A 14,948-nucleotide genomic window follows, 5' to 3' on the forward strand; every position below is an offset into this window, starting at 1 on the left:
TCATTCCGTTCGGTTGGCAATGGCGTTTATGGCAGCCACGGTGACGGCGCTGCCGCCCAGGCGGCCGCGCACGATGCAACAGGGCACCGCGTCGCTTTCCCACAGGGCTTCCTTGGACTCCGCAGCGCCCACGAATCCCACCGGGCAACCGATGATCGCCGCCGGCCTCGGGCAATCCGGGTCTTCCAGCATGTTGAGCAGGTGAAACAGCGCGGTGGGTGCGTTGCCGATTGCCACCACGGCGCCTTCGAGATAGGGACGCCAGAGCTCCAGCGCCGCCGCCGACCGGGTGTTCTGCATGTCCCTGGCCAGCCCCGGCACCCTTTCATCGTGCAGGGTGCAGATAACGTCGTTGTCCGCCGGCAGACGCTTGCGGGTAATGCCCTCGGACACCATGCGAGCATCGCACAGGATCGGCGCGCCCTGCTCCAGCGCGGTCCGGGCACGCTGGACGGCGTCGCCCCGGAAATGGACGTGGGGCGCGAGTTCAACCAGGCCGGCGGCGTGTATCATCCGCACCGCCACCGTTTCTTCGTCCTCCGAAAACCGCTCCAGGTCGGCCTCCCGCCGGATGATGGAAAAGGACTCCCGGTAGATGGCCGGGCCGTCTGTCTCATAGACGTGAGGCATTCCTGTTCTCCAGATATTCAATAACGTCGTCTTCGCTCAGGCCGACCGCAGCGGGTTGGCCGTCGGCCCGACCGTTCAAAATCACATCAAAGCGCCCGTCCCGTCCGCGCAGGCAGACCTCCGCCGGTTGGCGGCGGGCGCAGCCTTTGTCGCAGCCGGAGACGTGCAGATTGCCCTCGACACGCCCGCTCAGGCGCTCCGCGAGCGCTTCGGTGGCCACGTGGGCCTGTTCACAGGCCGGGGCACCGGGGCAGGCGTCCACGCTCAGGCGCGGATCGCGGTGATCGCTCAGCAGGCCCGGGGCGCCCCCAGGACCGGCGCCCTCCACCAGCAGTCGGCGCCAGGGCGTCACCCGCACGCCGGTGACCGACGCCGGAGCCAGGGCCGCGCGCAGCTCAGTGGTCTGGGTTCGCCCAAACGGCAGTCCGTAAACCTGCCCCGCGGGATGCGCTCCCAGCGCCAGCGGCGTTCGAGCCGGCGCCGGGCTGACCGTCGGGCGCGACCAGTCCGGCAACGGCGCCCGATGACGGCACATGCGCCCCGCAGCCGCGCCACCGCTGCCCACGAACCACTGGGCCAGCGCGATCAGCTGTGTGACGGCTTCGGTCACGTCCGGGACTGGCAGGCCCCGTGAGTAACCGTCCGCCCGCACCATCAGTGCGCCTTCGGTCGTGCGCTCCAGGTGAAAGTCGGCCGAAGTGTCCGCCAGAATGGGGGCGGGTCCCGCATCGAGCGCGAATCCTACCTTATCGGGCAGCGCCGGTAACTTCGCCATCTGTTCAATGAACGCATGACCGGCGCGATCCGTGTCGTCGCCGGGTTCCCAGTCCGGCGCCAGGATCAGGTTGCGGCGGCTCTCGGCCTCTTGATCCGGATCGACCAGCTCATGCCCGGCCAGCGCCTCCAGCAAGGCCGGCCAGTCCGACTCGGACACGCCGCGCAGCTGCAGGTTGGCGCGGTTGGTGAGCTGGATCTGGCCGGAGCCGTAGGCATCCGCCGCGTCACACAGTGCCAACGCTTGGTCTCGGGTCAGCCGGCCGTGGAAGGGCCGCACCCGCACCAGCAGGCCATCGCCGGACGCCATCGGCCGCCAGGCGCCCGGGCACCAGCCCTTGATACGCGCCTCAGCCACCATGACCCGCGGCCTCCGGCGCTGCGGCACCTTCCTTGGATTCGTCGATTTCCAGCAGCAGATCCTGCAATCTCTCGGCGTGCTCCCCTGGCTCTTGCCACAAACCGCGCTGCGTGGCTTCCAGCAGCCGTTCGGCCATTTCCTCCAGCGCCGATGCATTGTGATCGCGCAGGAAGCGCTGATTGTCCGGGTCCAGCACCAGCGCATCGGTGACCTGGGCGTACTGGTAGTCGGCCACCAGATCGGTGGTGGCGTCGTAGGCGAACAGGTAATCCACCGTTGCCGCCATTTCGAACGCACCCTTGTAGCCGTGTTCGCGCATGGCGTTGATCCACTTGGGATTGAGCACCCGCGAACGGATGACCCGGTTGAGCTCCTCGTTCAGGGTCCGAATGCGCGGGCTGGCCGGATTGGCGTGGTCGGCGTGGTAGATCGCGGGCGCCTCGCCGCCCAGGGCGCGACTGGCGTTGGCCATGCCGCCCTGGAAGGCGTAATAGGTATTCGAGTCGAGAATGTCGTGCTCGCGGTTGTCCTGGTTCTGCATCACCGCCTGCAATCCGCCGAGCTGGTGCTCGAAGGCGTCCCGCGCGGCGACGCCGGCTTCGTCGGACTGGCCGTAGGCGTAGGCACCGGCCTTGACGTAGGCCTCGGCCAGATCGTCGGCGCTGTCCCACTGGCGGCCGTCGATCAGGCGGTTGAGGCCGGTGCCGTAGTCGCCCGGCCTGCTGCCGAACACGCGGTAGCTGGCCTGGCGGAACGCCTCGTCCGGCGCCATGCCCTGATCCTGCAGTTGGACTTGCCGTTCCTGTATGGCCCGGCGCACGGTATTGTCCTCTCCCGGCTCCTCGTAGTCGGCCACGGCGCGCACGGCGGCGTCGAACAGGCGAATGACGTTGGGAAAGGCGTCGCGGAAGAAACCGGACACCCGCAGCGTCACGTCCACCCGGGGGCGCTGCAACAGCATGGTGGGGATCACTTCCACATCGATCACCCGCTGGGAGCCCAGCGACCAGATCGGCCGTACGCCCATCAGCGCCAGGGCCTGGGCGATGTCGTCACCGCCGGTGCGCATGGTGGCCGTGCCCCAGATCGACAGCCCCAGGCGGCGCGGAAAGTCGCCGTTGTCCTGCAGGTAGCGCTCGACGAACGCCTGGGCGGACTTCTCCCCCAACCGCCAGGCCGCCGGTGACGGGATCGAGCGATTGTCGACCGTGAAGAAATTGCGCCCGGTGGGCAGTGTGTCGAGCCGGCCGCGACTGGGCGCGCCACTCGGGCCCGGCGGCACGAAAACGCCGGACAGCCCGTCCAGCAGCGACTGGATTTCCAGTTCCGCACTGCGCTGGATCGCCTGCCAGACCGTGTCGCGAGCGTAACGGCATTGCTCGGCGGTGTCCGGCAGGTCGCGGGCCAGTGCCTCCAGCGGGCCGGGCTCCAGCACGTAATCGGCGATCAATCGTTCCCCGAGCCATTCCAGGCGTTCGCGGGTATCGGCCCCGGTGCGCCACGGGGACGCATCCAGATCCGCCAGGATGCCAGGACGCGGCCCCGTCCAGGGCGAGGCGTCGGCGGCCAGCGGATCGAACGGACTGTCGCCCGTCGACAGCCCGAGATCCGTCACCAGGTTGTGCAGGAAGCCGCGATACGCGGGCGTCTCGCCCCGTGGCAGACGCAGGATGGCCAGCAGCGTACCCGCCAGCTTGTCGGGACCGGGCAGCGTGCCCAGAACGTGCAGGCCATGGCGGATCTGCGCTTCCTTGATGTCGCACAGGTAGGTGTCCAGCTCGTTGAGCAGGGCGTCGTCGCACTGGGTGTCGATGTCCTGCGCCAGCTCGCGGTCGATGCCCGTGGCCCGCAGGTGCCCCACGATCTCGCGGCGCAGCAGGTCCTCCCGGCGCGGGTCCATGCCCAGGGCCTGGTAGTACTCGTCGGTCAGCCCTTCCAGTTCAGCCATGGCGCCGTAGAGTTCAGCCCGCGCCAGCGGCGGCATCAGGTGGTCGATGATCACCGCCTGGGAGCGGCGTTTGGCCTGGGCGCCCTCGCCCGGATCATTGACGATGAACGGGTAGAAATGCGGCGTCGGCCCCAGCGCCACATCCGGCCAGCAGTCGGCGGACAGCGCGGTGCTCTTGCCCGGCAGCCACTCCAGGTTGCCGTGCTTGCCGACGTGGATCACCGCATCGACCTGATAGTGCTCGCGCAGCCAGCAATAGAACGCCAGGTAGCTGTGCGGCGGCACCAGGTCGGTGTCGTGATAGGTCTGGGTCAGGTCGTCGATAAAATCCCGTTCCGGCTGAATACCGACAAACGTGTCGCCCAGGCGGATGCCGGCAATCATCAGTCGGCCCTGGCGGCATTTGGGATCGGACTCGGGCGCGCCCCAGCGTTTCCAGATCGAGCTTTGCAGGGTCTCTGGCAAGGTCCGGAACCACGCCAGGTACTCGTCGATGCCAATGCTCTGCCAGCAGGGACGCTGATCCAGGGCATCGCGGTTGTTGGTGACTGCGCCCTGGAGCGCCTCGATCAGCGCGTCGCCGTTGTCGGGAATCCCGTCGACCGGATAACCAGCGGAGGCCAGCGCGCGCAGGATCTGCACCGTCGAGGCGGGGGTATCGAGCCCCACGCCGTTCCCGATGCGACCGTCGCGGTTGGGATAATTGGCCAGCACCAGCGCCAGGCGCTTGTCGGCATTCGGCGTCCGCCGCAGGTGACAGAAACGATACGCCAGCGCCGCCACGAACCGGGCGCGTTCCGGGTGCAGCACATGACGCACCACCGACATCTGGCAGCGATCGCTGTAGTGGGCCTCGGCCTTGAAGCCGATGGCCCGGGTAATCACGCGGCCGTCCATTTCCGGCAGCACCACCTGCATCGCCACGTCGCGGCTGCGCAGGCCGCCGCTCTGCGCCAGCCAGTCCTCCTCGGTGCTGCTGGAGAGCATGGCCTGCAGCACCACGGGCCGTCCCTCGAACAGACTGTCGGCGTCAAGGTTGCTCAGGGCGTCGGTGTCGTCCGGGCTGCGGTTGACGGAAAAACCGGTGGTGTTCACCACCAGGCCGGCGCCGGTCTGCTCGATCAGGTGGTTGACGAAGGCCACGCAGGTGTCTTCCTTGAGCGAGGCGACCGCAACTGGCAATGGGTCCAGGCCGGCGTCGGCCAGTGCCCGGATCAGGCCGTCAATCACTGCGGTGTTGGCGCCCTGCAGGTGACTGCGGTAGAACACGAGCAGGCAGACCGGTCGCTGATCGCGATGCTGTGCCCGCCATTCGCTGAGGGTGGCTTCCTGGCCCTGCCCACCCGGGGCGTAGAGCAGCGCGTGGGGAATGGCCCTCGGTTCGCGCCATTCCAGCACCAGATCAAAGCAGTGGGCACCCAGGAAGCGCAGTAACTGCTCGGCGTTATCGACTCCGCCCTCGCGCAGAAAACGCCAGGTACGGTGGGCATCGTCGAAAACAACAGTGGATGCCTCCAGCAAGGCGTCGTCCGGCGCATCGCAACCGGGCACCACGATCAGGTGGCGCCCCGGCTGGGCCGCCGCCCAGGCCTGCAATCGCTCAAACCCATACTGCCAGTAGCCGCTGCCACCGAGCAGTGACACCACCACCACGCGTGCGTGCTCCAACACCCGGTCTTCATACAGGTCGTAGGCCGCCGGCTTGGCCAGGTTCATCCAGTTGGCCAGCCGGACCGACGGATAGCCGTCGCCCAGGCGATCGACCGCCTGCGCCAGCGCCGACAGGCTGCTGTCGGCGGCGGAGAGGATGACGATGTCCGCGGGACTCTGCTCCAGATCGACGATGCCCTCGTCGTCGACAAAGCCTCCGGGTTTGGCGGCGAACAGGTGCATCAGGCGGTCGCGGCATTCTCGGCACCGGCCAGGGTGCGCTGCAGGGCGTCCCGGTCCAGATGTTTGCCAATGATGACCAGCTGCGTCTGGCGGGCTTCATCCTGGGCCCAGAGCCGGTCGAAATGGCTGTCCAGGCGCTTGCCGACCGCCTGCACCACCTGCCGCATCGGCTTACCCGGGATGGCGGCGAAGCCTTTGGCGCGATAGATCGGATACTCACGCAGGATCTGCTGGAGTGCGGTGTCCAGGGCCTCGGGGTTCACCTCGCCGAGCGTGATCACGCAGGAGTCGAAGTGGTCGTGGGCGTGATCGTGGTGGGCGCCTTCGGCGTGGTAGCGATCGTGATGATTGTCGATCTCATCGATGGACTCCTCGCTGGCGGCACCGATGCCCATCAGGGCTTCCAGTTGGGCGGCGTCCTGCGCCAGGGAGGCCTGGTCGATGAACAGGGTCTTCACCGCCTCCGGCACTTGCCGTGCGATCAGACTTTCGACGCGCTCCCGGTCGGCTCCGTCCAGCAAGTCGGTCTTGCTGACCAGCACCAGGTCCGCAGCGCCCAGCTGGTCGTCCAGCAGCTCGCGCAGGCTGGGGTCGTGATCCAGATTCTCGTCGGCGCGGCGCTGGGCCTCGACTTTGTCTTCGTCGCTGGCGTAGCGGCCGGCGGCGACCGCGGGGCCATCGACCACCGTGATGATCGCGTCCACCGTGCAGTGCTGACGCACTTCCGGCCAGTTGAAGGCCTGCACCAGCGGCTTGGGCAGTGCCAGGCCACTGGTCTCGATCAGGATGTGGTCGATGTCGTCGCGGCGCTCGACCAGTTTCTTCATCACCGGCAGGAATTCCTCCTCCACGGTGCAGCAAATGCAGCCGTTGGCCAGCTCGTAGATGCCGCTGTCGTCGCCTTGCACGGGCTGGGCGTCTTCACAGTCCAGGGCGCAGCTGCGCAGCAGGTTGGAGTCGATGTCCTGTTCACCGAATTCGTTGACGATCACGGCGATGCGCTTACCGGTGACCTGGCGCAGGATACTGGCCAGCAGCGTGGTCTTGCCGCTGCCGAGAAAACCGGTGACGACGGTGGCGGGGATCTTGTTCAGTTGCATGATTCAGACTCCAGGTTGGGCGCCGCCTTGCTCGGCTCCGGTCGGACCGGACCCAGCAGCCGGGCAATCGCCTCGGGATTGTTCGGGAAAAACAGATGCAGATAAGTGGCGGTCAGGCGGCGCTGGCGATAAATGGCCTCGCCCGGCGCCGGGTGCCGCTGCCGTCGGCCGTGGGCAATGGGCTCCGGCGTACCCTCGGATACCGAGCGGTGATGGGCGTGGCCGCGCACCGGGCCTTCCGGCAGCTCGGCGGTTTGCATGCCCTGGCAGCCACGGCGGCCGCGCATCCAGCCGGAACCCGGCAGCAGGCCCAGCATGGTGTGGGTGGCGTCGTCGTAGTCGGTCAGCGTTTCCAGGCAGTACAGCAGGCCGCCGCACTCGGCGAGGATCGGCTTGTCCGCCTCGAAGAAAGCCTGGATGGCCGCCTTCATGGGTTCGTTCGCCGACAGCTGCGGGCCGTAGAGTTCCGGGTAGCCGCCCGGCAGCCAGAGCGCGTCGCAATCGGGCAGCTCGCAGTCATGGACCGGCGAGAAAAAGCGGATGTCTGCGCCCATACGCTTCAGCACGTCGAGGTTGGCCTCGTAGATAAAACTGAATGCGGCATCCCGGGCCACGCCGATGACCTGCCCTTCCAGGCCGCGCGGCGGTTTCGCCTCGGGGGTCCGACAAGCCTCGAACGTCACCGGCGGCAGGGCCAGCAGTTTGTCTGCCAGGCCTTCGGCCATGAGTGCCTGGGCGCCAGCCTCGAATCGGTTTTCCAGGTCGTCGCGGATTTCGTCGGCCTGGACCAGCCCCAGGTGGCGCTCCGGCAGCGCCATGTCGGCGTTGCGGGGTACAGCGGCCAGCAGCGGCACGGCGTCGGGCAGCGCCGCCTCGATCAGTTCCCGGTGACGCTGGGAACCGCAGGCGTTGGCGATCAGGCCGGCAATGGTCACGTCGTCGCGGAAACCAGCGATGCCGGATACCAGAGCCGCCGCGGTCTGCGCCATGCCCTTCACGTCCATGACAATGACCATCGGCACCCCGAAGCGGGCGGCCAGGTCGGCGCTGGACGGTTCGCCATCGAACAGGCCCATGGCGCCTTCGATCAGGATCAGGTCCGCCTCGCAGGCCGCCTCGAACAGGCGCTGGCGACAGTCGTTCTCGCCCGCCATCCACAGATCCAGCGGCTCCACCGGCTGGCCCGAAGCCTGGGCCAGCACCTGGGGATCCAGGTAATCCGGGCCGGTCTTGAACACGCGCACCACCTTGCCCTGGTTGCGCAGCATCCGCGCCAGGGCCGAGGTGACGGTGGTCTTGCCCTGCCCGGACGCCGGCGCGGCAACAAACACCGCCGGGCAGGCAGCTTGGGTGCGGGGTTCCGGTCGGCTCATCAGAATTCGATCCCGGCCTGGGCCTTCACGCCGAGCCGGAACGCATGGCGCTCGTCCTGCACGGTGCTGATGGTATCGGCGATGTCCTGTAGCGGCTGGGCCATGGTGCGCCCGGTGATGATCACACTCTGGTGACGCGGCCGGTTGCGCAGGGCCTCGACGATGGGCTCGGGCTCCAGATAGCCGTACTTCAGCATGTAGCTCATCTCGTCGAAGACGATGATGTGGTAGTTCGGGTCCTGCAGCAGACCTTCGGCGACTTTCCAGGCGGCCTGGGCGGCTTCAATGTCGCGCTCGCGATCCTGGGTTTCCCAGGTGAAACCATGGCCCATCACGTGCCAGTCCAGCCTCGGGTGGTCGCGGAAAAACAGGTATTCACCGGTTTCGCGGCGGCCCTTGATGAACTGGATGACCGCGCCCTGCTGCCCGTGGCCGAGGGAGCGGGCCAGCGTGCCAAAGGCGGAGCTGCTTTTGCCCTTGCCATTGCCCTTGAGCAGGATCAGCACGCCGCGTTCTTCGGTCGCCTTGGCGATGCGGCCGTCCACCACGTCCTTCTTTTTCTGCATGCGTGTGGCGTGGGTGTTGTCGGTCATGAGGCCTCCATCAGGGGCAGCGTCTGGTAGACCGCGCCCAGTTGTTCTGCAATGCGTTCGCCGCGACCGCGTTTGACGGCCGACTGTTCGGTATCCACCACCACGCAATCCCCTAGCGTAGGGAGATCATCGAGCGGCTGGCGCGTGCGCCCATCGGTAATCAGGTAGGTGCGGATATGCAAACCCGGCTCGCGGCGCTGCCATTGGCCGATCAGGCGGGCAGCCCGGGCAATGGCTTCGCGGATGGGCGTCCCGCCGCCGCCCCCGGTGGCATCCAGCTGCGCCAGCATCCGCTTGGGCGCGCGCCGACGCGGCAGGATCGGGGTTACGCCGTTACTGCCGAACCCCATCACGGCCACCTGCTCGCGCGCGGCGTAGGCCTTCTGCGCCAGGGATTCGACCACGCCCTTGGCCCGTCCCAGGGCGCCACGGCCCAGCGTGGAGGCCGATGTGTCGAGCAGCACCAGGTGCAGGCGCGGCTGACCGGTGCGGGCGCGGCGGAACTTGAGATCGTGCCAGGGCATGCGGCCTCGGTTGGCAACCAGGGTGGCGAACCAGTCGGGGCGCCTTGTTTCCCGACGGGCGCGTTGCTGCCCCGCCTGCTCGCCGCTGTGGTCGCGGGATGCCTGGCTTGAGGTCGCCCCTTTCGCTCGCGGTGCGCCCGGGATCTCTGGCACGGCCCACTCCGTCGCAACGGTTTGCTGCGCCTGGGGCGGCATGGCGCCCCACTGCCCCTGCCCCCGGTTCTCGCCAGAACCGGCACTGCCCTGTCCGCCTTCGGTATCCGGGCCGGACGAGCGATTGCCGGACGGTGGCGTCGGCGGCTCGTCCGGCGGTGTGGTGCGTCGATGCGCCAGGACCCAGGGTTCCACCGCATCGAGATCCTCGCGTTCGACCCGATCCATGCCCCGCCAGGCGGCATGGGCCTGGGCGGCGCGATGCCAGGTCACATCCGCGCGCAGGCCTTCCACGCCGGCCGCCTCGCAGCGTTGGGCGATGTACTCATACGCGGCATGATCGAGCGACACGGACGGCAACCGATCCCGGGCCGCGGCCAGGCGATCGCCGAGCTGGGCCTGCTGCGACCGGAATTCGGCACAGAAGGCGTCCGGATCCCGCTCGAACGCCTCGCGCTGCTGAACGATGGCGATGCGGTCGGTCACCGGAATGGTGCCTTGCATCTCGACGCACAGCCCGAATCGGTCGAGCAGTTGCGGGCGCAATTCGCCCTCGTCCGGGTTCATGGTGCCGATCAGGGCGAACCGGGCCGCGTGGCTGTGGCTGATGCCATCCCGCTCCACCACGTTGATGCCGCGTGCAGCCGCATCCAACAGCAGGTCCACCAGGGCGTCCGGCAGCAGGTTCACTTCGTCGACGTACAGCACGCCGCCGTCCGCCCGGGCCAGCAAGCCCGGTTCGAAAGCCACGTCCTGATCCGCCAGCACGCGTTTCAGGTCGAGGCTGCCGATCAGGCGATCCTCGCTGGTACCCAGAGGCATGTTCACGAATGGCGGACGAACCCCTTCGCTCGATGGCGGCAGGATGTCGGCCAGGGCCCGGGCCAGGGTCGATTTGGCGCTGCCTCGGGGACCGCTGATCAAAACGCCACCGACTCGAGGGTTGATGGCGTTCAGCAGCAACGCTGTCTTGAGATCGTCCTGGCCGACAACGGCCGAGAACGGAAACTCAGGCAGGAACTTGTTCATGATGGATGCGACCTGTCCGTGACAGGTAATTGAGGGTAACCGCGCACAGCACGCCAATCAGGAGCCAGAACGCCAGATTGGAGAGGCCGGTTGCCCAGATGAATTGATGGTGGAGCTCGTTCAACGCTGTGACGGCGTCCGGATCGGGATGCGAGAACATCGGGCCCTCGTGGGTGGGCACGAAAAAGTGCGTCACCAGCAACAACGGCACACCCAGGATGCGCTGCCAGCCGCCGGCCAGGAAGAGGATACCGAGTCCGGCGACGGTCAGCAGTACCGTGGCAACCCACCAAAGCTGGCGCGATTCCAGGGCGGCGGCACTGGCACCCGGCACTTCCGGCGGCAGCCCAAGCGACGGGGCCATGAACACGGCGACAAAGCCGAGCGCCCCCAGCAGGAGCCCGCGACTGGCGTTGGGCGTCATGCGGCCGCGTTCACGCAGCTGATTCATGACCACCAGCAGCAGCGCGGCGAAACCGATACCGGCGCAGATGTTGGAAACCGCCGAGTAGAACGTGCGCTCGAAGCCGTCGGCCGGGGCCCACTCGTCACCGCCGTGGTGGTGATGGTCGCCCGCTTGGCCGTGCTCGTGAGTATGGCCGGCCGCCTCATGCGGATGGGCGCTTTCCGGCTCGGCCGGTTCGCTGACCTCGTACTGTTCGGCCGCGAGAATGATCGGTGTGACGCCAAAGGATTGAAACGCGGTCATGGCCAGACCGGCGACAACGCCAATAACGCAGGCGCTGAGTATCAATGAGCGGAACATGGATTTCCCTCCAGCAGGAAATAGAACGGTCGTTGTGCCAACGCCGGGCGCTGCGGAAGACTATCCATGAACGGATAGCCTACGATCGGACAGCGCTCAGTGGCAGGGGAAAACGAACGTGTGCCGGGTATCGTGCGCGGCGTTGTGGGCCGCGCTCATCGGCAGGAAGCCAACGGCGTAAAGGATCAACGCGCCGAAGACCGCAACAGCGCCCTGCTGGACGGCCGATGAAACCCGGGAACCGGAAACCGATTCGCTGGAGGATGAGGAAAACGCAGACATATCAACTCCTTGGTGCCCGCCGCACCACTGGTGGATAGCAGGAATGACAGGCCGGTCTTCGGGCTTAAAACGGGGCGCCTTTTCGAGCGCCATCATCTGCACCTTCCCGGCGTTGGCCAGTGGCATGTTGCAGACTACGCGTTTATTACCGATGCGGGGGCAGCGATGGAATGGGCCTGAGGCCGCACCATACTTCCCGATTATCCCCTGTGGCAGGGGCACCCGTCTTCGAGGTGGATATCGTAATTCAACGCCCCGGCGGGCGCAATGTGGGACCGCCGGACCGCCCTATTTTCGGGGTGTTCTGTGGGCCAGCCAGTCGGCCAACGGGTGGCCATCCGGCAACGCTTTTTGCCAGCCGTCGTGATGCACCAGCTGCTCCAGAGGCAGACGCGAACGCCAGCCCCTGGCCTGCAGCTCGGGCTGCTCGAGAAACTCGCTCACATACCCCACACACAGATACGCCAGCGGATAGACGTTCTCAGGCAACGCCAGCACCTCGGCCAACCGCTCCTGGTCGAGGATGCTGACCCAGCCGACGCCGATGCCTTCGGCACGGGCCGCCAGCCACAGGTTCTGCACCGCCAGGCAAGTGCTGAACAGGTCGGTTTCGACGATGCTGTTGCGCCCCAGCACCTTGGGGCCGCCGCGGCTGCGATCGCAGGTGATGCAGAGGTTGAGCGGGCTGTCGAGGATGCCCTGCAGTTTGAGGCTGCGGTAGGTGCCCTGGCGTTCGCCCTCGTAATTGTCAGCGGCCCGCTGGTTCTCCTGCTCGAAGTTCTCCAGCACCCGGCGACGTACCTCGGTGCTTTCGATCACCAGGAAATCCCAGGGCTGCATAAAACCCACGGACGGCGCGTGGTGGGCCGCTTCGATGAGCCGCCCAAGCACCCCGGGCGGTATCGGATCGGGCAGAAACTGGGAGCGAACATCGCGACGCTCAAAAATGGCGCGATACAGCCCCTGGCGCTCGGCGTCGGTGAAGTCGTTGGCGGAATCGGTCATTCGGTTTCCTTCGGCAGACCCAGCCAGTGCCGGAGTCTCTCAGTGTCCAGTTGCTGGTCGAGATGGTCGGCGAGGCGATCGAGCTGGGCAAGCCGGTGCTGCTGGTAATCCACCGCCGCGGCCTCACCGCGCAGCCCCCAGGCGGCCAGCAGGGCGTCGCAGGCCTCAGGCCGGTCGAACAGCCCGTGCACGTAGGTGCCCATGATCTGGCCATCGTCGCTGACGGCGCCATCGGGGCGACCGCCCAGGTTGAGAATCGGGCGTTCCAGCGCGGCGCCGGTGGTCACGCCGTTGTGCATTTCATAGCCGGTCAGCGGGGCCATATCGTCCCCGCCCGGCAGCCGCAGCTCGCCCGCTACCTCGCGCAGCTGTTTGCCGGCCACCATCCGGGTGTTCAGCGGCAGCAGGCCCAGCCCTTCGCTGTTGCCCGGCTCCCCTTCCAGGCCGTCGGGGTCGGCAACCCACTCGCCCAGCATCTGGAAGCCGCCGCAGATGCCGAACACATGCCCGCCGTAGCGCAGATGCCGGCGGATCGCCCCGGGCCAGCCCCGCGCTTTCAGCCAGGCCAGGTCGGAGCGCGTACTTTTGCTGCCGGGCAGGATGATCACGTCCGCCGGCGGGATGGCTTCGCCCTCCCCGACGAAGCTCAGGTCCACGCCCGGGTGCAGGCGCAGCGGGTCGAAATCGTTGTGATTGCTCATGCGCGGCAGACGTGGAATCACCACCCTGAGCTGGCCGTTGCCGGCAACGGAGGTCAGGTTAACGCTGTCCTCGGCGTCCAGCAGCAGACCGCTCAGGTGCGACAGCACACCCACCACCGGCTTGCCGGTCCGCTCTTCGAGCCACTCCAGGCCGGACGTGAGCAGGCCCGGATCGCCCCGGAACCGGTTGATCACGAATCCCGCAATGCGGTCTCGTTCGCTCTCAGACACCAGCTCCAGCGTGCCCACCAATTGCGCGAATACGCCGCCGCGTTCGATATCCCCCACCAGGAGGACCGGGCAATTCGCCGCTTCGGCGAACCCCATATTGGCAATATCGTTGGCGCGCAGGTTGATTTCCGCCGGGCTGCCGGCGCCTTCGGCGATGATCACATCGTAGCGCGCGGACAGGTCACGCCAGGCCGCCATCACTGACTTGGCCGCTTCGGCCTTGTAAGCGAGGTAATCCAAAGCATCCATGTTGCCGTGAACCTGGCCGCGCAGGATCACTTGGGCACCGCAGTCGGTCTGCGGTTTGAGCAGGACCGGGTTCATGTCGCTGTGAGGCTCCAGGCCACAAGCCAGGGCCTGCAATGCGGTGGAGCGGCCGATTTCGCCGCCGTCGCGGGTCACCGCGCTGTTGAGGGCCATGTTCTGGGGCTTGAACGGGGCGACCGAGACGCCCTGTCGCGCCAGCCAGCGGCAAAGCGCCGCCACAACCGTGCTCTTGCCGGCGTCGGACGTGGTACCCTGCACCATCAATGTGGTCATCGTGCCGTGTTCCTGACTCTTTCGGATTGGATTTCCTGCAGCGCCTGCTGCAGCCGGCGCCAGTCGGATTCGGTTGCAGGCAGGCCAAAACGCAGCGCGGCCGGCTTGGTGAACCGGCGCACGTAGACACCTCGCTGGGCAAGCGCATCCGCCCAGGCGTCGGCCGCGATCGTTGGCGCGTACTGGAACAGCGCCGTTCCCTGAACAACCGGGAAGCCGTGCCGGGCCAGCATGGCCGCCAGACGCTGACTGTCCGCGCGCAGGCGCTCGACCGTCTGCGCCTGCCAGGCCGCATCGGCAAGTGCCCGGGCCATGATAAAGCGGGCCGGTGTGCTGAGCGCCCAGGGCCCAAGATCGGTTGCCAGCGCCGACACTATGTCCGCATCGCCCAATGCGGCACCGGCCCGGATCCCCGCCAGGCCAAAGAACTTACCCAGGGATTTGAGAATCACCAGTCCCGGACGGTCAGCCACCGGAGCCAGGCTTTCACCCGGTTCGTCCGGGAGCAGGAACGCCTCGTCCACCACCAGCCATCCACCGCGGGATTGCAGGCGTTCGTGCCAGTGCAGGAGCCGTTGCCGCTCGATTCGCTCGCCGCTGGGGTTGTTGGGATTGATCCAGACAACCACGTCCAGCTCGTCGAGCCAATCATCGGCACCCCCGTCATCCTGAGCCAACGGGACAACCGTGTGGCCGGCCTGGGCCCAGCAGCGGGCGTGCTCCTCGTAGCCCGGGACCGGAACACCGACGCGACAGGACGGCCGCAGCCTCGGCAACCGCTGGATGGCGGCCTGGGTCCCGGGGATGGGAAGACATCCGGCGTTATCGGGAGCGCCAGACCAGAGACGCACCGCATCCCCCAGGCCGTCGTCGTCCTCGGGAAGCCGCTGCCAGACCGTCTCCGGCAACGCCGGCACCGGCCAACTGACCGGGTTGATTCCCGTGGACAGATCGAGCCACTGTTCCCGGGGAATGTTCCATTGGCGGGCCACGGCGTTGAGCCGGCCACCGTGCTCCAGGCTGGGCTTTCCGGACATGGCCATAG

General features: G+C 67.2%; 12 protein-coding genes, 1 pseudogene and 1 riboswitch. All 13 genes and pseudogenes read right to left on the minus strand.

Annotated features, from left to right (window positions below; translation table 11 throughout):
* Positions 1-630 (minus strand): precorrin-8X methylmutase, encoded by a 630-nt coding sequence (locus tag GQB00_RS03160; RefSeq protein ID WP_165855195.1) that lies wholly within the window; start codon positions 628-630, stop codon positions 1-3.
* Positions 614-1,765: a cobalamin biosynthesis protein CobG gene (locus tag GQB00_RS03165; protein ID WP_165855196.1), complete on the minus strand. Its 1,152-nt coding sequence runs from the start codon at positions 1,763-1,765 to the stop codon at positions 614-616. The genes GQB00_RS03160 and GQB00_RS03165 overlap by 17 nt, the downstream gene beginning before the upstream one ends.
* Positions 1,755-5,606 carry a cobaltochelatase subunit CobN gene (gene cobN / locus GQB00_RS03170; RefSeq protein ID WP_165855197.1) on the minus strand — a complete coding sequence of 1,284 codons (3,852 nt, stop codon included), beginning with the start codon at positions 5,604-5,606 and terminating at the stop codon, positions 1,755-1,757. The genes GQB00_RS03165 and cobN overlap by 11 nt, the downstream gene beginning before the upstream one ends.
* Positions 5,606-6,709, minus strand: coding sequence for a cobalamin biosynthesis protein CobW (cobW, locus tag GQB00_RS03175; RefSeq protein WP_323127276.1), 1,104 nt, complete (start codon positions 6,707-6,709; stop codon positions 5,606-5,608). Before cobW ends, cobN begins: the two co-directional genes overlap by 1 nt.
* The gene (locus GQB00_RS03180) at positions 6,697-8,079 is read right to left on the minus strand and encodes a cobyrinate a,c-diamide synthase (protein ID WP_165855199.1); all 1,383 of its coding nucleotides are present in this window, start codon (positions 8,077-8,079) and stop codon (positions 6,697-6,699) included. Before GQB00_RS03180 ends, cobW begins: the two co-directional genes overlap by 13 nt.
* Positions 8,079-8,672 (minus strand): cob(I)yrinic acid a,c-diamide adenosyltransferase, encoded by a 594-nt coding sequence (cobO, locus tag GQB00_RS03185; RefSeq protein ID WP_165855200.1) that lies wholly within the window; start codon positions 8,670-8,672, stop codon positions 8,079-8,081. Before cobO ends, GQB00_RS03180 begins: the two co-directional genes overlap by 1 nt.
* Complete coding sequence (locus GQB00_RS21785; RefSeq protein WP_228276733.1) at positions 8,669-9,391, minus strand: vWA domain-containing protein; 723 nt, start codon at positions 9,389-9,391, stop codon at positions 8,669-8,671. The genes cobO and GQB00_RS21785 overlap by 4 nt, the downstream gene beginning before the upstream one ends.
* Positions 9,380-10,378: pseudogene (locus GQB00_RS21790) on the minus strand (ATP-binding protein); the annotation flags it as partial. The pseudogene GQB00_RS21790 and the gene GQB00_RS21785, both read right to left, overlap by 12 nt.
* Complete coding sequence (locus GQB00_RS03195; protein ID WP_165855202.1) at positions 10,359-11,144, minus strand: CbtA family protein; 786 nt, start codon at positions 11,142-11,144, stop codon at positions 10,359-10,361. The gene GQB00_RS03195 and the pseudogene GQB00_RS21790, both read right to left, overlap by 20 nt.
* 96 nt (positions 11,145-11,240) lie before the next feature.
* Positions 11,241-11,426, minus strand: a complete 186-nt coding sequence (locus GQB00_RS03200; RefSeq protein ID WP_111496090.1) for a CbtB domain-containing protein — start codon at positions 11,424-11,426, stop codon at positions 11,241-11,243.
* Between the two features lie 31 nt (positions 11,427-11,457).
* Positions 11,458-11,667: riboswitch (cobalamin riboswitch) on the minus strand.
* A 47-nt stretch (positions 11,668-11,714) separates the two neighbouring features.
* Positions 11,715-12,431 carry a 5,6-dimethylbenzimidazole synthase gene (bluB, locus tag GQB00_RS03205; protein WP_165855203.1) on the minus strand — a complete coding sequence of 239 codons (717 nt, stop codon included), beginning with the start codon at positions 12,429-12,431 and terminating at the stop codon, positions 11,715-11,717.
* A complete protein-coding gene (locus tag GQB00_RS03210) occupies positions 12,428-13,903 on the minus strand; it encodes a cobyric acid synthase (protein WP_165855204.1) in 1,476 nt (491 codons plus the stop codon). Before GQB00_RS03210 ends, bluB begins: the two co-directional genes overlap by 4 nt.
* Complete coding sequence (gene cobD / locus GQB00_RS03215) at positions 13,900-14,940, minus strand: threonine-phosphate decarboxylase CobD (RefSeq protein WP_165855205.1); 1,041 nt, start codon at positions 14,938-14,940, stop codon at positions 13,900-13,902. The genes GQB00_RS03210 and cobD overlap by 4 nt, the downstream gene beginning before the upstream one ends.
* Between the last annotated feature and the right edge of the window lie 8 nt (positions 14,941-14,948).

This window comes from Marinobacter sp. JSM 1782161 (assembly GCF_011421605.1).
Taxonomy (GTDB): Bacteria; Pseudomonadota; Gammaproteobacteria; order Pseudomonadales; family Oleiphilaceae; genus Marinobacter_A; species Marinobacter_A bohaiensis.